The organism is Serratia aquatilis (genome assembly GCF_044865145.1).
Classification (GTDB): Bacteria; Pseudomonadota; Gammaproteobacteria; order Enterobacterales; family Enterobacteriaceae; genus Chania; species Chania aquatilis.
Genome location: NZ_CP173186.1, coordinates 1136854 through 1157196 on the forward strand (window position 1 = coordinate 1136854; position 20343 = coordinate 1157196).

Genomic DNA, 20343 nt, shown 5'->3' on the forward strand with positions numbered 1-20343 from the left:
TAAATAAAAGAGCCAACGAAAAACTCATCAGCTCAGTGAATTAACCCGTTACTTTCTGGTTTTGCGATGACAGATAATTGATGACATGAACGGTATATCGGCCTGCTGATGAACCTGACATAAAAAATGGCTCCATGAAGCCGAGGTGTTTTAAGGTTCGTCAGGCGCGGGAACTTATCGTGGCGTGGGAATTAATATACCCACCAGACGCTGAATACATTTACACAAACCCATAATAAATCAAAATCTGTGCTGCAAAAACGGCGGTGAGCATAGATTTTTATTGATAAGTTGATTTGTTCTGCGCTATTCTCCTTTTTAAATTTGATAGCTCTTAATTTTTACTCTTTACCCTAAAGGATATTGTAATAAGTAGTAGATTTTTATAAGGAGAATAACGAAGACTAACTGAATAGTTATCAGGCCTTCACAGATGTTCTGGAATGACATTCTTTCATGCTGATGAAAAATTTTACCAAACGTTCGGAATAACTTGAGTTACATGAGTGTAACAAACTTGTAATTTTGTCTATATGCAGATAATAAATTAGCTCGAGTAAGTTGATATAGGTAACATTTTAGCATCTTGAAGCATCATGAGTTTAAGCTCATCGGAATTGTGAATCTCATTGCAGAGGCTACATGTTGTAGGCGAACAAGCACTGTTCAAATCATCTATCATTCGAAGGCGATCAATACTGCTGGAATATGAAGGATGATGGATATGCGGGTCTACAGTAGCCGGAGAATTTCCCTCCACTGTGCTTGCGAATTTATTATGCGCGGTGTGCGGGTAGTGCTCATAAAGAGCGGATTGCTATGATGGGAATACTAGGCTGTGTCCCTTAACTGCATGCGAGTGCCGCTGGCGGTCATTTGCGCGCAGGGCAAGGGGTTTGGTGGACCAAATAAGCGGCGAACAACGCAGCAATGCGCGCAAATGGCCCCAGCCCGAAGGGCCCTGCCCCAAAAGCCCGTTCTCTGTGTTGTTGGGCTTGAACAGAGGGCCCCTCTGCCCTTCACCCTCCGCCTTGATAACGGGCTTTTGGGTCTGCGACGGCACCACGGACAGTTAAGGGACACAGCCTGGCCACGCTTTAAAAGGATCGTGGGTCTGAACAATATACGAGTATGTTCCGTATCAAACCTAAGCTATCTGCCAGTAACGATGCTTAGTTCCTAAATAATGGTGCCTAAATAGATACACGGGCTTCAGATTGGAGTGATGCAGGGGTAGTCGAGCGTTAAGCACATGAGCTCGATACAAATTACAAGGGAGGGGGCCACAATGTGTCGGCGTTCCATATCGCGCCCACAAACCTGAAGCGTAAAGTGAAATGCTATTAAGCACAGGTGTTTAGGCAATATGCTCTTATCCGCTGAATGTTATGTGTTCAATTGAATGAGGTTTTTATGATTTTAAAGTTGATTCCGGTTGCGTCAATTCTGTTACTGGCAGCCTGCTCATCCAGTAGTGGGTATAAAAAGGCTGATAAGATCGCAGTAAGTCAAGATCAGCAGGTCCAAGCTGAAAAGTACACCCAAGCGAAAAATTCTTTGATGTCAAGAGATGCTATTGCTTCGAGCAATAATGAGTGTGTTGATAATTTTAATTTTCTCCGGCAGGCAGATAGTGCCCAATATCAAAAATTTTCTCTTGACTATATTAAAGTTGGAACTGGATATAAATTTCTTAATGTGAACAAAAATATCATGGGGGATGATGCAAAATCTGTATATACCATGAAATTGGATATGAAACTTGATGCCCTGTGTAATAAGGTGAATTTTGCCAGTTACCAGATCATCAAACAAAAAATCAAAGAACTTGGTGGAATATGATGCGATGAAGTTTTAAACTGTATTCATGCATATACCCATAATCAATGAAGGTGCTTGATTTTCCAGCCGATGGGGATCATGCTCAGTGCCATGAAACCAGAGTTGACTGCTAACAACGGATCGCCCTGAAAATGCTGCACAAGAACATTAGAGATTCGCGTGTACGTGACCGAATTCGATGTGTTCTCCTTGCCGCTGATGGCTGGAGCGCAGCCATGATCGTTATGTCTCAACTGATTGGTGAAACGGCGGTTCTGACAGTCATCTCAGCGAAGCGCAGACAGCAGAACTCATCGCCTATCTGACGGATAATCTTCTCCCTACCACGCACGCTATCATTGAGTTGGTTGATGAGTGGTGGGGTATCCGTTACACCGTTCCCGGCATGAATAAATGGCTGCACCGTAACCACTTCAGCTACAAAAAACTAACCGGTGTGCCGCATAAATACAGTGCTGAAGCGTAGCAGGCATACGTGGAACCGTATAATCAGCTGAAAAGTGAAGCGGGCGATGAGTCCATCCTGTTGATTGATGGTGCCCACCCAGCGTAGGGAACGAAGCTGGCCTATGGATGGATGCCCAAAGGTCAGAAAACCATCATGAAAACAACGGGTAGCCGAACCAAACTAACATCATGGGGGCGCTGGATCTGAACGACATCAGCAGTGTAGTGATACGCGAATATGACAGTATTAACAGCCTGAATATCGGCCAGTTCTTCATCGCCATCCCAGAGACTTACCCGGTGAGTCAGAAGGTGCATATTATCCTCGATGGTGCAGGTTATCACAGGTCGGAGCTGGTGAAAGAGTAGGCGTGATGAATATCGAACTTCATTACTTGCCGCCTTAAAGCCCGAATTTAAACCCGATAGAACGGCTGTGGAAGGTGATGAATGACGAGGTATTCGCCACAGCAAAAGCCTTCAGAGCGGCGATAAATGAATTTTTTGGCCGCACATTGCCTGCAATCGCAGGTACGTTGACTCGTCGTATTAATGATGACTTCCAGACGCTGGAAAATGCACCTTCAAGTTAACTCTGTATAGATGAATACTGTTTAGCGTATTGTAGGGGAAATGAGATGGTTTATTTAGTATCAACGTGTGGATGATTTTAGCTATTGGTATAGTCAATATAGTCAAAGTGATTTTATGTTGCAGGGAAGCGAAAAATAAACATTCGATTAGCGTATATAGGTTCAACTATATGAATTATGCCTGAATGTGTAATCTCCTGCATATTGATGGGCAATAGATATATTGCCAATATCGCCGATATTAACTAATGGAATAGTAAATGATGACCTCTGTGTGCGGATTCAGGAAAGTTACTTCATGGTTACTTATTTTTGCTCAGCTTCTAACGCCGGTATTGGGCATGGTGCCAGCAGCTGTTAGAGCAGATGAACCCTCTGAAATACAGAGTACTATTAGTGGGTTGGATACACTGATTTTTGGGGATAACCCTGTCAGTCCATCATTACCGGCAGCACCAGCATCAGATGCTAAAAAAAATGAACAGATGTCCTCATTTCCACCTGCCGAAAAAAATGGTGGGTATACAACTTCCCCATTGCCAACTTCAGAAAGAACAGATAAATCAGGAAACAGTGTTCCTTTATTTGTTGATTCCGACAGGCTTCCTGACCTGCCTTATCCGATGTCCGATAGTGGTTCACCAACAGTTGAGCCGCAACAGAATACTCAATTGGGTAAGTTTGCTATCAGCAATAACAATAATGATGAACCAACAAATAGCCTTGCTTCTGGTGCCATGCAGGTTGGATCTTTGCTATCCAGTGAAAATAAGGCAGAGGCTACAATTAACTATGCAAAAAGTATTGGAGAGGGGCTAATTAATCAGCAGGTGAATGATTGGTTGAACCAGTTTGGCAACGCAAAAGTCTCTTTCAGTACGGATAAAAAAATTTCTGGCGACATACTTATTCCTCTTCATGACTCTGTTCAAAATGTTTTTTTCTCCCAGATTGGTACTCGCCACAGTCAAGATCGTAATACGGTTAATGTGGGGCTGGGCTACCGTCAGTATCTCAATGATTGGTTGTTAGGAATAAACACCTTCTATGACTATGACTATACAGGAAAGAACCGTCGGTTAGGTGTTGGGGGAGAAGCTTGGCGTAACTATCTGAAATTGGCAGTTAATGGCTACATCAGGTTAACGAATTGGCATCAGTCTGTGCTTCAGGCTATGGAGGATTATGATGAACGTCCTGCAAACGGTTTTGATATCAGAGCTGAAGGGTATCTACCTGCCTGGCCGAACTTAGGTGGCAGCCTAAAGTATGAGCAATATTTTGGGAAAGGAATTTCAGTCTCTGATAATGCCAGCCCTAACTCGTTGAAAGAAAATCCCATGGTGTTGACGGCGGGACTGAACTATACACCTTTTCCGTTAATGACTCTTTCAGCTTCCCGCTCTGTTGGTGACTCAAATAACACTCACATGGGGCTGGATATCAATTATCGCCTTGGGGTGCCGTGGCATCGCCAGATAAGTCCAGATTCTGTTGATCTCATGCGTAGCTTGGCAGGGAATAAATATGATTTTGTTGATCGTAACTACAACATTGTCATGCAGTACCGTAAGCAAGATTTATTGCATATCCAGCTACCAGCAAGGCAGAACGTACAGGCGTTGGAAACCACCATTATTTCGCTGAACGTTTCCCGTGCTAAGCATGGCCTGAAAAGCGTAGATTGGTCTGTTTCACCAGAATTTACGAGAGATGGCGGGCATTATCGTATCTTATCACCGACGCAATTGCAGGTAACACCGCCCGCCTATGTGTTCACGAGGAGAGCAGTTTCCAACTATTCGCTCGGGCAAAACGATGAAATACCGCAGGAGTATCAGATCAGCGCAGTCGCGACGGATAACAACGGTAATCAATCTAACAAGGCTGTCATGATGTTAGGCCTGGTGCCATCCGACAATGTAGTGGGTAGCTTGACGCTTGCACCTAATGACCATCAGCAACCCGCAAATAATACTGCAGCCTATGTAGTCACTGCCATTGTGAAAGATGTAGATAATAAACCTCTCGCTGGCCAGACAATCACGTTTAGTGTTGATGGACTGACTGACATAAAAGGTGAACCTGGAACACAGCTTAATTCTGTGGATAACAGTGGCCCATCCGATCCTCGTCAGTTGACGGTTACGACGAAAACTGACGGCAGGGCTGTGATACAGCTACGTAGCCGTGTAGCGGGTAAGGGCAATATTACCGCAACGATGGCTAACGGGAACTTCAGGAAGGCATCGCTATCCTTTGCAGGTGATAGCGCGACAGCCGCTGTTCGGGAGATTTGGCTGGATGACAAAGTGGCTAATAAAGTTGCCAATGGGAAAAGTGCTTTCACTTTCAGTGCGGTTGTGCGGGATGCGAATGACAACCCGGTCGCTAATGAAGCGGTAACTTGGAGCAAAAACCGTGGTGATGTGACATTGTCGCCTGCAATTGGCATCACTGATGGCGAGGGTAGAGTAAAAGTACAGTTGCTAAGTAGTACAAAAGCGGTGAATGGCATTTTGCTGAGTGCAAGGACTGGAAACCAGGCTTCGCAGGTGATGGCAGACAAGCAGGTAAGTTTCACTGCGGCAACTGTAGATTCAGTAATCCTGAGTGATAGTGAAAACAGCAAAGTTGCGGACGGTAAGAGTAGCTTTACTTATCTTATTAAGGTGATTGATGGTGGCGGTAAACCCGTGCCTGATATGCCTATTACAGCAGTTGCAGATAAGAAAGAGGTCAACGTCACGGTGAAGTCGGTGACGGATAACAATGGCCAGGCTACTGTGACGATGCAAAGTACCACTGCAGCAAGTGATATCACATTGAGCGCAATGGCGGGTATTGAAGGTGCCCCTGTTGCGGCAGATAGGAAGGTCAACTTCATTGCTGGAGCGGTGAGTCCTGGTAAATCGACGTTTAGTGCTTTGCCGGAAAGCATTGTAGCTGACGATAAGAGTATGTCCGTACTGACCCTGACACTGAAGGACGAAAATGGTAATGCGGTCAGAGGGCAGGCAGATGCCTTAAGTGCAGCGGTAACTGGGGTGACTGGTACCAAAGTGACGGGTTTTACTGAAGTCTCCGCAGGCAATTACACGGCTACACTGACAGGATCTGTAGCAGGCAAGGTGGCTGTGGCAGCGGTGCACGGTGCAGAGAAGGCCAGTAATAACGTACCTAAGGTGACACTCACTGCGGATAGTAAAACAGCGACTATCAGAAATGAGTATTTCACGGCAGATAGTGGTGCAAAGGCCGACGGGAAAGGCAGTAATCTCGTGAAAGCAGTTGTGACTGATGCACAGGGAAACGTAGTAGCGGGTCAAACGGTGACCTTCACAGTGACAAAAGGTGAAGCACAACTGACACAAACAAAAATAATTACCGGGGCTGACGGAGTTGCACAAACCTCGCTTTTCAGTACGGTCGCAGGAGACAACTTACTGACAGCTTCGCTCAATGGTGTGACGACAAAAGAGATATCCTCTATTTTTATCGCTGATAGCAGCACTGCGACGTTGACTGAATTAAAGGTGATGCAAGACAACGCGTTTGCCAACGGTACGGCGATGGATCGTGTACGGCTCATGGTTAAGGATGCCAATGGTAACGTGTTGAGTGGGCAGACTGTAACGCTGATTGCAGATCAGGGGGCGACGGTTGCCAAGAGTGTCACTACAGATCAGAACGGGATGGCTATGGTGATGCTTACCAGTACCAAAGCTGGTGCCAGCATGGTGACTGCAATACTGGGTGGTAGCCAGAAGTCGGCGGAAGTGCACTTCCGAGCTGATGTTAGGACAGCCAAGGTGGCCACGTTGGCTATCTTGCAGGACAACGCACTGGCTAACGGCAAAGCCACTGACCGTATCCAACTTACAGTTACGGACGCGCAAGGGAACGTACTGAACGGGCAAACGGTGATCCTGGCGACTGATCAGGGAGCGAAGATAGATAGGAGTGTCACCACTGGCGAAGACGGCAAAGCCACAGCGACGTTGAGCAGCACGGTGGCAGGTACTGTCAAGGTAACGGCGACGTTAGGTACCAGTCAGCAAACGGTGGAAGCACACTTTAAGGCCGACGCCAGCACGGCGAAGGTGGCAGCTTTGGCGGTCACGCAGGACAACGCATTGGCCAACGGCAAAGCCAGCAATCGTCTCCAACTGACGGTTACGGACGCACAGGGAAATGTGTTGAGCGGGCAGACAGTGGCCCTGGCAGCAGATCACGGAGCAACGATTGTCAAAAACGTGACCACCACCGAGGATGGCAAAGCCACAGCGACGCTAAACAGCAGAGTAGCTGGCGTGATTAAGGTGACAGCCACCTTGGGTGCCAGCCAGCAAACGGTGGAGGCACACTTTAAGGCCGATGCCAGCACGGCGAAGGTGGCAGCTTTGGCGGTCACGCAGGACAACGCACTGGCCAACGGCAAAGCCACTGACCGTATCCAACTTACAGTCACGGACGCGCAAGGGAACGCACTGAACGGGCAAACGGTGACCCTGGCGGCTGATCAGGGAGCGAAGATAGATAAGAGCATTACCACTGGCGAAGACGGCAAAGCCACAGCGACGTTGAGCAGCACGGTGGCAGGTACTGTCAAGGTGACGGCGACGCTGGGCGATAGCCAGCAAACGGTGGAGGCACACTTTAAGGCCGACGCCAGCACGGCGAAGGTGGCAGCTTTGGCGGTCACGCAGGACAACGCATTGGCCAACGGCAAAGCCAGCAATCGTCTCCAACTGACGGTCACGGACGCACAGGGAAATGTGTTGAGCGGGCAGACAGTGACACTGGCAGCAGATCACGGAGCAACGATTGTCAAAAACGTGACCACTAAGGAGGATGGCAAGGCTACAGCGACGCTGAGCAGCACGGTGTCAGGCACTGTGAAGGTGACGGCGACGTTGGGTGCCAGCCAGCAAACGGTGGGAACACACTTTAAGGCCGACGCCAGCACGGCGAAGATCGCAGCTTTGGCGGTCACCCAGGACAACGCACTGGCCAACGGCAAAGCCACCAATCGTCTCCAACTGACGGTCACGGACGCACAGGGAAATGTGTTGAGCGGGCAGACAGTGGCACTGGCAGCAGATCACGGAGCAACGATTGTCAAAAACGTGACCACCAACGAGGATGGCAAGGCTACAACGACGCTGAGCAGCACGGTGTCAGGCACTGTGAAGGTGACGGCGACGTTGGGTGCCAGCCAGCAAACGGTGGAAGCACACTTTAAGGCCGACGCCAGTACGGCGAAGGTGGCAGCTTTGGCGGTCACGCAAGACAACGCATTGGCCAACGGCAAAGCCACTGACCGTATCCAACTCACAGTCACGGACGCGCAAGGGAACGCGTTGAACGGGCAAACGGTGACCCTGGCGGCTGATCAGGGAGCGAAGATAGATAAGAGCATTACCACTGACGAAGACGGCAAAGCCACAGCGACGTTGAGCAGCACGGTGGCAGGTACTGTCAAGGTAACGGCGACGTTAGGTATCAGTCAGCAAACGGTGGAAGCACACTTTAAGGCCGACGCCAGCACGGCGAAGGTCGCTGCGTTAGTGATCATGCAGGACAACGCATTGGCTAACGGTAAGGCCACTGACCGTATCCAACTCACAGTCACGGATGCGCAAGGGAACGCGTTGAACGGGCAAACGGTGACCCTGGCGGCTGATCAGGGAGCGATGATAGATAAGAGCATCACCACTGGCGAAGACGGCAAAGCCACCATGACGCTGAGCAGCACGGTGGCAGGTACTGTCAAGGTAACGGCGACGTTAGGTACCAGTCAGCAAACGGTGAAAGCGCATTTCAGGGCGGACAGTAGTACGGCGAAGGTCGCTGCGTTAGTGGTCATGCAGGACAATGCATTGGCTAACGGCAAAGCCACTGACCGTATCCAACTGACGGTCACGGACGCGCAAGGGAACGCACTGAACGGGCAAACGGTGACCCTGGCGACTAATCAGGGAGCGAAGATAGATAGGAGTGTCACCACTGGCGAAGACGGCAAAGCCACAGCGACGTTGAGCAGCACTGTGTCTGGTACTGTCAAGGTGACGGCGACGCTGGGCGATAGCCAGCAAACGGTGGAAGCACACTTTAAGGCCGATGCCAGCACGGCGAAGGTGGCAGCTGTGGCGGTCACGCAGGACAACGCATTGGCCAACGGCACAGCCAGCAATCGTCTCCAGCTGACGGTCACGGACGCACAGGGAAATGTGTTGAGCGGGCAGACAGTGACACTGGCAGCAGATCACGGAGCAACGATTGTCAAAAACGTGACCACTAACGAGGATGGCAAGGCCACAGCGACGCTGAGCAGCACGTAGCTGGCGCATTAAGGTGACTTGGGGGGCACGGTCACGGACGCGGCAAGGTGGCAACGCAGGACAACGCATTGAACGGCAAAGCCACCAACGGTGACGCGCTGGCCAGACGGTGACGTTGGCTACAGAGCAAGGGGCAACGATTGTCAAAAACGTGACCACTAAGGAGGATGGTAAGGCCACAGCGACGCTGAGCAGCACGGTGTCAGGCACTGTGAAGGTGACGGCGACGTTGGGTGCCAGCCAGCAAACGGTGGAAACACACTTTAAGGCTGACGCCAGCACGGCGAAGGTGGCAGCTTTGGCGGTCACGCAGGACAACGCATTGGCCAACGGCAAAGCCACCAATAACCTCCAACTGACGGTCACTGACGCACAGGGAAATGTGTTGAGCGGGCAGGCAGTGACACTGGCAGCAAACCACGGAGCAACGATTGTCAAAAACGTGACCACTAACGAGGATGGCAAGGCCACAGCGACGTTGAGCAGCACGATGTCAGGCACTGTGAAGGTAACGGCGACGCTGGGCGATAGCCAGCAAACGGTGGAAGCACACTTTAAGGCCGATGCCAGCACGGCGAAGGTGGCAGCTTTGGCGGTCACGCAGGACAACGCATTGGCCAACGGCAAAGCCACCAATAGCCTCCAGCTGACGGTCACGGACGCACAGGGAAATGTGTTGAGCGGGCAGACAGTGGCACTGGCAGCAGATCACGGAGCAACGATTGCCAAAAACGTAACCACCAACGAGGATGGCAAGGCCACAGCGACGTTGAGCAGCACGGTAGCTGGCGCGATTAAGGTGACAGCCACCTTGGGGGACAGCCAGCAAACGGTGGAAACACACTTTAAGGCCGACTCTAGTACGGCGAAGGTGGCAGCTTTGGCGGTCACGCAGGACAACGCATTGGCTAATGGAAAAGCCACCAATAACCTCCAACTGACGGTCACGGACGCACAGGGAAATGTGTTGAGCGGGCAGACAGTGACACTGGCAGCAGATCACGGAGCAACGATTGTCAAAAACGTGACCACCAACGAGGATGGCAAAGCCACTGCGACGCTGAGCAGCACGGTGTCAGGCACTGTGAAGGTGACAGCAACCTTGGGTGCCAGCCAGCAAGTGGTGGAAGCACACTTTAAGGCCGACGCCAGCTCGGCGAAGGTGGCAGCTTTGGCGGTCACGCAGGACAACGCATTGGCCAACGGCAAAGCCACCAATAGCCTGCAACTGACGGTCACGGACGCACAGGGAAATGTGTTGAGCGGGCAGACAGTGGCACTGGCAGCAGATCACGGAGCAACGATTGCCAAAAACGTAACCACCAACGAGGATGGCAAGGCCACAGCGACGCTAAGCAGCACGGTAGCTGGCGTGATTAAGGTGACAGCCATCTTGGGTGCCAGCCAGCAAACGGTGGAAGTACACTTTAAGGCTGACGCCAGCACGGCGAAGGTGGCAGCTTTGGCGGTCATGCAGGATAACGCATTGGCCAACGGCAAAGCCACCAATCGTCTCCAACTGACGGTTACAGATGCGCAAGGTAACGCGCTGAACGGCCAAACGGTGACCCTGGCGGCTGATCAGGGAGCGATGATAGATAAGAGCATCACCACTGGCGAAGACGGCAAAGCCACCATGACGCTGAGCAGCACGGTGGCAGGCACTATCAAGGTAACGGCGACGTTAGGTACCAGTCAGCAAACGGTGGAAGCACACTTTAAGGCCGACGCCAGCACGGCGAAGGTAGCAGCTTTGGCGGTCACGCAGGACAACGCATTGGCTAATGGAAAAGCCACCAATAGTATTCAACTGACGGTTACGGATGCACAGGGTAACGCGCTGAACGGCCAGACGGTGACGCTGGCTACAGAGCAAGGGGCAACGATTGCCAAGAGCGTGATCACCGGGGAGGACGGCAAGGCTTCAGCAACGCTGAACAGCACGTTAGCTGGAATTATCAAAGTGACGGCGACGTTGGGTGACAGCCAGCAGACGGTGGAGACCCACTTTAAGGCGGATGCCCGTACCGCAGTAGTGAGCACTGTGACTCTGAATGGCACTGATGTTAGCAAACCAGCGAATGGGACGATCAGTTTCATGTATACCGTGCAGGTAGTTGACGCTAACGGTAATCCAGTACCCGATGTCGATGTTAGGGTGTCTACCGATAAATCGGTAAGTATTACTACCAGTAATCATAAAACAGATGCACAGGGGCAGCTACAAACAGGTATAGGTAATATCAAAGCGTGGAGTGATGTCACTTTGAGTGCGATGACGGACAATCAACTGGCACCAGTGGCAGCAGATAAAAAAGTGAGCTTTGTCGCTGATGTTGTATCCCCAAAGGATTCAACCTTCACAATTTCACAAGTTCGAATCATGGCGAATGGGCAAGATCAAGCCGTGCTTAGCCTGACGCTTAAAGATAAAAATGCAAACGCAGCGAGCGGCATAGGCAATGCTTTGAAAGCAGTAGTAAGCGGCGTGGATGATACAAGCGTGACCGACTTTACTGAAGGTGAACCAGGGGTCTACACGGCAAGGTTAAGTGGCACAACGGCAGGTACTGCGACGGTGACCATAATGCAAGGGAGCGATAAGATTGATCTGGGAGTGAAGAATTTGACCTTGTTCAATTATAACTTTGCAATTGAGCCTTCAGTTGTGAGGGTTGTCACCGGGGGTAAACATCAGTTTTCCGTTGCTGCTACAGCTTCTGATACCAAAGTGGTTGAAACTGTAGCATCAGGTACAACCTGGACAAGCAGTGAAACGGCTATAGCAACAGTCGACACTGCGGGCATTGTAACCGGTAAAAAGGAAGGGGATGTTTCTATTGAGGCTAAAGGTACATACAAAGGGTTTGATTATAAGGGAACCGCTGAGTTTCAGGTAAAATCCCCAAGAACATCTGAAGAGTATGGTACCAAGAGGCAGGGAGATATCTCTGATAAATTTATCGTAGAGCCGCCAAGTTATTCACTGTATGCATCTGGAGGTGCTTATGTGGATGCGATTGGTACCACTGAGCGTCAGATTGGTGGTACTGGGGGGAATGCAATTACTATCCCTAACCTTAATAGTGTCAAAAGTATATCAGTGAAAATAAGCTATACCACTGAATCTTGGAATAAGGAACAGGGTGTTGAGGTGGTTTCAAGACTGATTTTCCATTTTCGTGATGGCCGAACTATGACGGTTGGTCAAGGGGCAGATAGTGGAGGTCCTACACCGAAACTGTACGATGTTTCTGTACCAGAAGGGTATATCTTGCAAGGCTACGATGTTGCAGGGTCGACAGCTGGCTATCTCCACGCGATTAAATTCATATTTATGCCGGTACTTGATGATAAAGCCAAATAACCAGGTTTTTGAAAATACATGAACCTAAGCGTCTTCAAGATGCTGGTAGATGGCGAAGGAGATGAATCCGACGGGTTGACGCAAGCCAACCCATTCGGGCGATTGAGGTAACCAAAACGCCAGCATTTTGAAGCGCAACGAGGGTCAAGGCATTGCAGAAGCAGTTAATGGGTTGTGAATGAATCCTTATCACACATTGAGGTATTTAGCCCTCATATATGGTTCCAAACTGCCTGCAAGTTATCACAAATTTGTGAACTCTCCGTGAGGATTTGGTCAGGGTTTTCTCTGTAAGTTGTCACCATCGGTTTTTTTATCTGAGGTGACGATGATGATCAACAGACGGTATTTCATTCTGGGTGGTGGCGCGGTCACTGCCGCTTACGCCGTGGGCCTGCTGCCTGCACTCTTCTCTCACCCTGTAAGAGCAGAGCAGTTCCCTGTCAACTTAACCGCCGAACAATGGCACCAACGGCTCTCTGCCGGGCAATACGCTATCTTGCGAGAAGAGGGAACGGAACCCCCTTACAGCAGCCCTCTTAACGATGAGCACCGCAAGGGCGTTTTCTCCTGTGCCGGTTGCAACCAGGCACTTTTTTCCTCTGACACCAAGTTTGACAGCCACACTGGCTGGCCAAGTTTCTGGCAATCCCTTGAAAAATCGGTAGCGACAAGAACGGACAGCTCATTTGGCATGGTTCGTGACGAGGTGCATTGCACACGTTGCGGCGGTCATTTGGGGCATGTTTTTGATGATGGCCCTGCGCCGACCGGTTTACGTTACTGCATGAACGGGCTGGCAATGGTCTTTACGCCACAGTCTGCCTGATCAATTAAGCGAGGTATAAAATGAAAAAGTTAAATAATCCGGCAGCTCGGTTGCGCTCATGCGCTATATGGGGCGCGGTGCTGGCTGCCGCAGTGTTGTGCTTCAACACCTTTGCCTGGCCGCTGGGTAATGCGGAAACAGCGGTAGTGATCCCTGCACCTACTCAAGACGAACCGGCAACGGCATCGCGTACTGAAACGGCGATTTTCGCCGGTGGCTGCTTTTGGGGCGTACAAGGCGTATTTCAGCATGTTAAAGGAGTGACTAACGCAGTTTCGGGCTATGCCGGTGGAACGCCGCAAACGGCCAACTATGAGGAAGTGAGCGCAGGGAATACGGGGCACGCCGAATCAGTGCTGGTTACTTTCGATCCGCAGCAGGTTTCCTATGGGCAATTGCTGCAAATCTACTTCTCGGTGGCCCACAATCCAACCGAACTGAATCGCCAAGGGCCAGACAGCGGCACACAATACCGTTCTGCTATTTTCCCGCTCACCGAGTCACAGCAACAGGTTGCCAAGGCCTATATTGCCCAGTTGGATGCCAGTAAAAGTTTTGCCAAACCGCTGGTGACCAGTATCGAGGGGAACGGGCATTTCTACCCTGCGGAAGAGTACCACCAGAATTACTTGACCAATAATCCCAATCAACCCTATATCGTGATCAACGATTTGCCAAAGATCAAACAGTTACAGCAGTTATTCCCAACACAATATCGTGCGGATCCGGTATTGGTTAATTGAACGCTAGGCTGTGTCCCTTAATTGCCCGTGGTGCCGTCGCAGACCCAAAAGCCCGTTATCAAGGCGGAGGGTGAAGGGCAGAGTGGCCCTCTGTTCAAGCCCGACTTTACTTCGAACGGGCTTTTGGGGCGCGACCCTTCGGGCTGGGGCCATTTACGCGCATTGCGGCGTTGTTCGCCGCTTATTTGGTCCACCAAACCTCGCGGCTCACGCCTTGCCCTGCGCGAAAATGACCACCAGCGGCGCTCACGTGCAATTAAGGGACACAGCCTAGAGTATAACAACGGGTTCCTTGAAGTACTGACGAAATATCGCGATAATCCGCTTATCAGTGATACTGAAACAGACATCGAATATACCCTAAATAATTCGAGTTGCTTGTAGGCGGCAACTGAGTGAAGCCCTAGGAGCATAGATAAGCTATGTGAATAGGGTGAACAAAGGCAGCCAGCACCCAAGCAGCTTGAAGTATGACGGGTATAAATCCCTTCCTCGTCGGGCTAACGACGCGGGAGGGATTTTTTTTATCGCCAAGCGTTCGGCTACGAACGAACCGTTGAAATATGAGGGTTTACTATGAGTACCTTAGGCCATCAGCCCGATAATTCTTTAGTGTCTAACGCCTTTGGTTTCCTGCGTTTTCCGCTGAACTTTATGCCTTACGACAGCGATGCAGACTGGGTGATTACAGGTATTCCATTCGATATGGCAACTTCTGGCCGTGCCGGTGGGCGTCATGGTCCTGCAGCGATCCGTCAGGTATCGACCAACCTGGCATGGGAAGGTGCGCGCTGGCCGTGGAACTTCGATCTGCGCGATCGCCTGAACGTGGTCGACTGTGGCGACATCGTATTTAACTTTGGCGATGCGCAAGACATGAGCGACAAGCTGCAGGCGCATGCGGAAAAACTGCTGCAAGCGGGCAAGCGGATGCTTTCTTTTGGTGGCGATCACTTTGTCACGCTGCCGCTGCTGCGCGCCCATGCCAAACACTTTGGCAAAATGGCGCTGGTGCATTTTGATGCGCATACCGATACCTATGCCAACGGCAGCAAGTTTGACCATGGCACCATGTTCTTCCATGCACCGAACGAAGGGCTGATCGACCCCAACCACTCGGTGCAGATCGGTATTCGTACCGAGTTTGATCGTGACAACGGCTTCACCGTATTGGATGCCGCGCAGGTTAACGATCGTGGCGTGGACGATCTGCTGGCTCAGATCAAACAAATTGTCGGTGACATGCCGGTATATATGACCTTCGACATTGACTGTCTGGATCCGGCTTTTGCACCAGGTACTGGCACCCCGGTGATCGGCGGCCTGACCTCAGACCGTGCGCTAAAACTGGTACGTGGCATGCAGTCACTGAACATTGTGGGTATGGATGTGGTAGAAGTGGCACCGGCATACGATCAGTCAGAGATCACAGCGCTGGCAGCGGCGACGCTGGGCCTAGAAATGCTGTATCTGCAGGCGGCGAAAAAGCAAGGGTAATTATACCCGTCGTCTTTCAAGCTACAGCGTTGTTACCTGCACTTACTCACCTCAGTCACTTACCCAAAAGTAAGCTCCTGAGGATGAGTAAGCTTGTCGCCTAGCTGTAGCTTGAAACCCATTGGGTATAGCGAGAAAAAGAGATGAAGGTTGCAAAAATCTCTATCTACCAGCCCATAATATCAGTTTGCCTGTATTTCGCGTTTACGGAGGAACCGTGCTGACAAAACCATCTATACGGCTAAACAAATATATCAGCGAGAGCGGCATTTGCTCTCGCCGCGATGCCGATCGTTACATCGAACAAGGTAACGTTTTTATCAATGGCAAGCGTGTTGCGCTCGGTGATCGGGTGTTTGCAGGCGACATCGTCAAGGTCAATGGCCAGATAATCGAGCCCCGCAACGAAGAGAACCTGATCTTTATCGCGCTGAACAAACCGGTTGGCATTGTCAGCACTACGGAAGACGCCGAGAAAGACAATATTGTCGATTTCGTCAATCACAGCACGCGCATTTTTCCTATCGGGCGGCTGGATAAAGATTCTCAGGGGCTGATTTTCCTCACCAACCATGGCGATCTGGTTAACAAGATCCTGCGTGCAGGTAACGACCACGAAAAGGAATATCTGGTCACCGTCAACAAACCTGTGACGGACGAGTTTGTCCGTGGTTTGGCGTCGGGTGTGCCGATGCTGGGTACGGTCACCAAAAAATGCAAGGTGAAGAAGGAGGCTCCCTTCGTTATTCGTATCGTTCTGGTACAGGGGTTGAACCGTCAGATCCGTCGCATGTGCGAGCATTTTGGCTATGAGGTGACCAAACTAGAGCGTATTCGAATCATGAATGTGGGTTTGGCTGGCTTACCGTTAGGAGAATGGCGCGATCTCACCGACGATGAATTGGTTGAACTGTTTAAATTGATCGAGGATTCCTCGTCTGAGGAAAAACCGACCAAGAAAGCCAAACCGGCCGTGAAGAAACCTGCTGCCAGTGGGCAGAAAAAGGCCGACAAACCCGCAGGTAACCCGGCCACTCGTAAGCGTTTTACTCAGCCAGGGCGCAAAAAGAAAGGGCGCTGATTGTTAGCTCTCCGAGCATAGACTGTTGCATCAAGGCGATTAACGCCCTTGGTCAGTGATGACCAAGGGCGTTTTGCTTTTGTTTTATTTCCTATCAGTGCATCTTTTGTGATCCATTCCTCAGTTGTAACTTTTAAATAACCAATTATTAACAAACCTCCCATTGTCGACTTGACGAAAGATTCGCCAGACATATATTGAGTGTATTAGATAAGAAACTGAGTTTCATATATGAAACAATCAGATAGAGGAAAGAAGCAATGAGCTGGAAGAATGTGTGCGAAGTGTCTCAGGTTAAAGAAGATTTTCCTTTCTCTGCCAGTGTAGAGGGAAAAGAGGTCGGCGTTTATTTGATTGATGGTCAATATTACGCGCTGGAAGACGTTTGTCCGCATGCCTATGCCTTGCTCAGCCAAGGGTTTGTTGATGACGGAAAAGTGGAGTGCCCTCTGCACGAAGCCGTGTTCGATGTGCGTACCGGCCAATGCCTGCGCGAACCCGGTGGCCGTGATCTGCAAACCTACCCTACCCGGGTGATCGACAATCAAATCCAAATCACCTTTATAGCGGAGGAATAAGAATGCAGCACATTACCGATTTCAACCCCTGGCTGCCGGACACCCAACAGGTGACCCCGGATCGTGTCGGTGGTAATGGCCAGATCCACCAACCCGGCCAGTTTCAGAATGTCATCTGGCAAACTCGCGCACGTGTGCCTGACGGGTTTGAAACTGCGCTGGTATCAGCGTTGGAAGAGATCTTCGAACAGGGGGCGGAAGAGCTGAGTCAGATCGTCAGCGCACTCAATCAACGCCGCTTGTTTGATCGCAATGGTCAGCCATGGAATGAAACCGCATTCCGTGAATTCCTTCACGTTAACGGTTTCTGAACCGCATAGGGAGAAGACAATGACAACCAATACAACATCCTCCACGCAGGTATTACAAGATTATCTCGATCAGGGGCTACGCGGAGTCTGGTACCCGGTGTTAGCCAGTTGGGAAGTTGGCAGTAACCCGGTTGGCATCACCCGGCTTGAGCAACAGATCGTGCTATGGCGTGATAGCGAAGGCGGCATCCATGCGCTGGAAGACCGCTGTCCGCACCGTGGCGCTCGCCTGTCGATGGGCTGGAACCTGGGTGACCGCATCGCCTGCTGGTATCACGGCATTGAAGTGGGTGGCGATGGCACGGTCAAGGATGTACCTGCGGTAGATCGCTGCCCGTTGGTCGGGCAGAAATGCCTGCGTTCTTATCCGGCGAAAGAAGCCTTTGGTGCGGTGTTCCTCTATTTTGGTGTCACTGCTGATGAAGAACCGGCAGAACTGATCTTTCCACAGGAACTGGCAGATGATGCCAGCTATAGCCATTTCCTGTGTACTGCCAGTTGGAACTGCAACTATCAATATGCGTTGGAAAACGTCATGGATCCGATGCATGGCACCTATCTGCACTCTTCCTCTCACTCGATGGCTGAAGGTGACCGTAAGGCGGATATGGCGCTGGAACCCACCGAGAGCGGCTTTATCTTTAAAAAGAATGGCCAGATTGGCGTGAACTTCGACTGGGTGGAGTTTGGCAGCAGCGGCGCTTACTGGATGCGTCTGTCGATCCCATACAAAAAGCGCTTTGGGCCGGGTGGTCACTTCTGGATCATCGGTATGGTGGTGCCGGAAGATAAAGATCACTGCCGGGTATTCTTCTGGCGGATCCGTAAGGTCAAAGACTGGCAGCGTGACATGTGGCGCTTTATGTATCGTAACCGCCTAGAACAACTGCATTGGGACGTTCTGGAACAGGATCGCATCGTGTTGGAGAACATGGCACCGAACGCGCGAAGCCGCGAGTACCTTTACCAGCATGACGTCGGTCTCTCCCGCCTGCGCCGCATGATGCAGAAAGAAGCACAAAAACAGTTGGCGATGCTCAGCGAAGCGGAGGCGGCACAGTGAATGGTTTGCTGGCGGGAAAACGCATTGTCGTCACTGGGGCGGCTCGCGGGCTGGGGCGCAGCTTTGCCGCTGCGGTAGCCCAGGCCGGGGCCAACGTGGTGATGTGCGATATTCTGGCGCAAGAGTTGCAAGACAGCGCAGCCAGCCTGCGTGACCAAGGGGCACAGGTAGAGGCTCAGGTTATCGATCTGGCTTCACCGCAATCCATCACCGCAGCGTTCGCTGCGATAGCCAAAGGCGGTGCGATCGACGGGTTGGTCAATAACGCTGCGCTGGCGACCGGGGTTGGCGGCAAAACCATGATGGAGTACGACATTGACCTGTGGGACAGAGTGATGCAAGTCAATGTCCGAGGGACCTGGCTGGTGAGTCAGGCGGCGGTGCCGTTACTGGCGCAAACGCCGCATGCCAAAATCGTCAATGTCGCTTCAGACACCGCACTTTGGGGGGCACCAAGACTGATGGCCTATGTGGCAAGCAAAGGGGCAATCATCTCGATGACCCGCTCCATGGCGCGTGAACTGGGGCCGCAGGGGATCTGCGTCAATGCTATCGCACCGGGGCTGACAAGGGTGGAAGCCACCGAATACGTTCCAGTTGAACGTCATCAACTTTACGAACAAGGCCGCGCGTTGGCTGGGGCACAACATCCCGACGATGTTACCGGCAGCGTACTTTACTTGCTGTCACCGCTGGCGGATTTTGTTACCGGTCAGCTAATACCGGTCAACGGTGGTTTCGTGTTTAACTGACCTTTTGATGGGCAGGCAAACATTTCAGGAGTAGCACATGGCAGACGAGCAAGCGTGTAAGTATTTGATCCCAGGTCTGGATCGCGGGTTACAGCTGCTATTGGCATTCAGCGAGCAGCATAAAGAGATGACCTTTGCAGAGCTCCATCGCCTAGTCGATATGCCCAAGGCCACAGCCTATCGAGTGGTACAGACGCTGGAGCACTTGGGTTTTCTGGAACGAAACCCGCGTACTAACACCTTTGCATTGGGGATCAAAGTTCTGCGCTTGGGCTTTGAATATATCGCCTCGCTGGATGTTGCACAGGCGGGTCAACCGGTGATTGAGCAACTGCGCGATCGTAGCCAGTGTAGCAGTCATCTGGCGATCCGCGATGGGCATGACGTGATCTATATCGCCCGTGTCAGCGCTGCCGGTTCCCAGATCAATCAGGTCAGCGTGGGCACGCGTCTGCCGGTACATCGTACGTCCCTCGGGCGCATGTTGCTGACCAGCACCAGCCGCGAAGAGTTTGAACGTCTGTTCCCGAATGATGCGTTACCCGACGCGGCACCAGGAACGCCGGCCAATCGTGAGGCATTGTGGCAAATGGTGCAGCAGGATAAAGCTCGCGGCTATGTGATCGGCGAATCGTTCTTTCGCATCGGTATCTCTTCCATCGTCTACCCGATCTTTAACCGTGAAAAACGGGTAGAAGCGGTAGTCAGCATTATGGTGCCGTTCGATGAGATCCCTAAAGCGGATCGCGAGCGGTTGCGGATGGAAGTACGGGATGCAGCAGTGAAAATATCCGGTTTGTTAGGCGCACCGCCACAGGCCAATGTGGGTTAACTGACAAGGCTTTCTGACTCAGGCAGGGATAAGACTCATGGCTATTAATGGGTCGGGATCCGCT

The 20343-nt window shown here is 51.1% G+C and carries 12 protein-coding genes and 1 pseudogene; all 13 read left to right on the forward strand.

What is annotated here, in order from left to right; all coding sequences use genetic code 11:
* Positions 1-1413: 1413 nt before the first annotated feature.
* The 13 genes and pseudogenes from SAQUA_RS05165 (at position 1414) to SAQUA_RS05225 (ending at position 20279) form a co-directional block, all read left to right on the forward strand.
* A complete protein-coding gene (locus tag SAQUA_RS05165; protein ID WP_380674094.1) occupies positions 1414-1842 on the forward strand; it encodes a hypothetical protein in 429 nt (142 codons plus the stop codon).
* A gap of 69 nt (positions 1843-1911) precedes the next feature.
* Positions 1912-2882, forward strand: a pseudogene (locus SAQUA_RS05170) (IS630 family transposase).
* 260 nt (positions 2883-3142) lie between these two features.
* Positions 3143-9226: an Ig-like domain-containing protein gene (locus SAQUA_RS05175; protein WP_404413156.1), complete on the forward strand. Its 6084-nt coding sequence runs from the start codon at positions 3143-3145 to the stop codon at positions 9224-9226.
* Between the two features lie 109 nt (positions 9227-9335).
* Positions 9336-12593, forward strand: coding sequence for an Ig-like domain-containing protein (locus SAQUA_RS05180; RefSeq protein ID WP_404413157.1), 3258 nt, complete (start codon positions 9336-9338; stop codon positions 12591-12593).
* A 328-nt stretch (positions 12594-12921) separates the two neighbouring features.
* Positions 12922-13422 (forward strand): peptide-methionine (R)-S-oxide reductase MsrB, encoded by a 501-nt coding sequence (gene msrB / locus SAQUA_RS05185; RefSeq protein WP_380674092.1) that lies wholly within the window; start codon positions 12922-12924, stop codon positions 13420-13422.
* A 20-nt stretch (positions 13423-13442) separates the two neighbouring features.
* Positions 13443-14165 carry a peptide-methionine (S)-S-oxide reductase MsrA gene (gene msrA / locus SAQUA_RS05190; protein WP_380674091.1) on the forward strand — a complete coding sequence of 241 codons (723 nt, stop codon included), beginning with the start codon at positions 13443-13445 and terminating at the stop codon, positions 14163-14165.
* A 576-nt stretch (positions 14166-14741) separates the two neighbouring features.
* A complete protein-coding gene (speB, locus tag SAQUA_RS05195) occupies positions 14742-15662 on the forward strand; it encodes an agmatinase (protein ID WP_380674090.1) in 921 nt (306 codons plus the stop codon).
* 217 nt (positions 15663-15879) lie between these two features.
* On the forward strand, positions 15880-16743 hold the full coding sequence (rluF, locus tag SAQUA_RS05200) for a 23S rRNA pseudouridine(2604) synthase RluF (protein WP_380674089.1): 864 nt from the start codon (positions 15880-15882) through the stop codon (positions 16741-16743).
* 260 nt (positions 16744-17003) lie between these two features.
* On the forward strand, positions 17004-17321 hold the full coding sequence (locus SAQUA_RS05205) for a Rieske (2Fe-2S) protein (RefSeq protein WP_380674088.1): 318 nt from the start codon (positions 17004-17006) through the stop codon (positions 17319-17321).
* A gap of 2 nt (positions 17322-17323) precedes the next feature.
* Positions 17324-17632, forward strand: a complete 309-nt coding sequence (locus tag SAQUA_RS05210; protein WP_380674087.1) for a recombinase-like helix-turn-helix domain-containing protein — start codon at positions 17324-17326, stop codon at positions 17630-17632.
* Between the two features lie 19 nt (positions 17633-17651).
* Positions 17652-18695 carry a Rieske 2Fe-2S domain-containing protein gene (locus SAQUA_RS05215; protein WP_380674086.1) on the forward strand — a complete coding sequence of 348 codons (1044 nt, stop codon included), beginning with the start codon at positions 17652-17654 and terminating at the stop codon, positions 18693-18695.
* Positions 18692-19447, forward strand: a complete 756-nt coding sequence (locus tag SAQUA_RS05220; protein ID WP_380674085.1) for an SDR family oxidoreductase — start codon at positions 18692-18694, stop codon at positions 19445-19447. The genes SAQUA_RS05215 and SAQUA_RS05220 overlap by 4 nt, the downstream gene beginning before the upstream one ends.
* Positions 19448-19484: 37 nt before the next feature.
* Positions 19485-20279, forward strand: coding sequence for an IclR family transcriptional regulator (locus SAQUA_RS05225; RefSeq protein ID WP_380674084.1), 795 nt, complete (start codon positions 19485-19487; stop codon positions 20277-20279).
* Positions 20280-20343: the final 64 nt, after the last annotated feature.

What these genes read in the sequence shown, in the direction of transcription:
- SAQUA_RS05165 (WP_380674094.1), top strand. Translation starts at nt 1,414, where the DNA reads ATGATTTTAAAGTTGATTCCGGTTGCGTCAATTCTGTTACTGGCAGCC.
- SAQUA_RS05175 (WP_404413156.1), top strand. Translation starts at nt 3,143, where the DNA reads ATGATGACCTCTGTGTGCGGATTCAGGAAAGTTACTTCATGGTTACTT.
- msrB (WP_380674092.1), top strand. Translation starts at nt 12,922, where the DNA reads ATGATGATCAACAGACGGTATTTCATTCTGGGTGGTGGCGCGGTCACT.
- msrA (WP_380674091.1), top strand. Translation starts at nt 13,443, where the DNA reads ATGAAAAAGTTAAATAATCCGGCAGCTCGGTTGCGCTCATGCGCTATA.
- speB (WP_380674090.1), top strand. Translation starts at nt 14,742, where the DNA reads ATGAGTACCTTAGGCCATCAGCCCGATAATTCTTTAGTGTCTAACGCC.
- SAQUA_RS05205 (WP_380674088.1), top strand. Translation starts at nt 17,004, where the DNA reads ATGAGCTGGAAGAATGTGTGCGAAGTGTCTCAGGTTAAAGAAGATTTT.
- SAQUA_RS05210 (WP_380674087.1), top strand. Translation starts at nt 17,324, where the DNA reads ATGCAGCACATTACCGATTTCAACCCCTGGCTGCCGGACACCCAACAG.
- SAQUA_RS05215 (WP_380674086.1), top strand. Translation starts at nt 17,652, where the DNA reads ATGACAACCAATACAACATCCTCCACGCAGGTATTACAAGATTATCTC.
- SAQUA_RS05225 (WP_380674084.1), top strand. Translation starts at nt 19,485, where the DNA reads ATGGCAGACGAGCAAGCGTGTAAGTATTTGATCCCAGGTCTGGATCGC.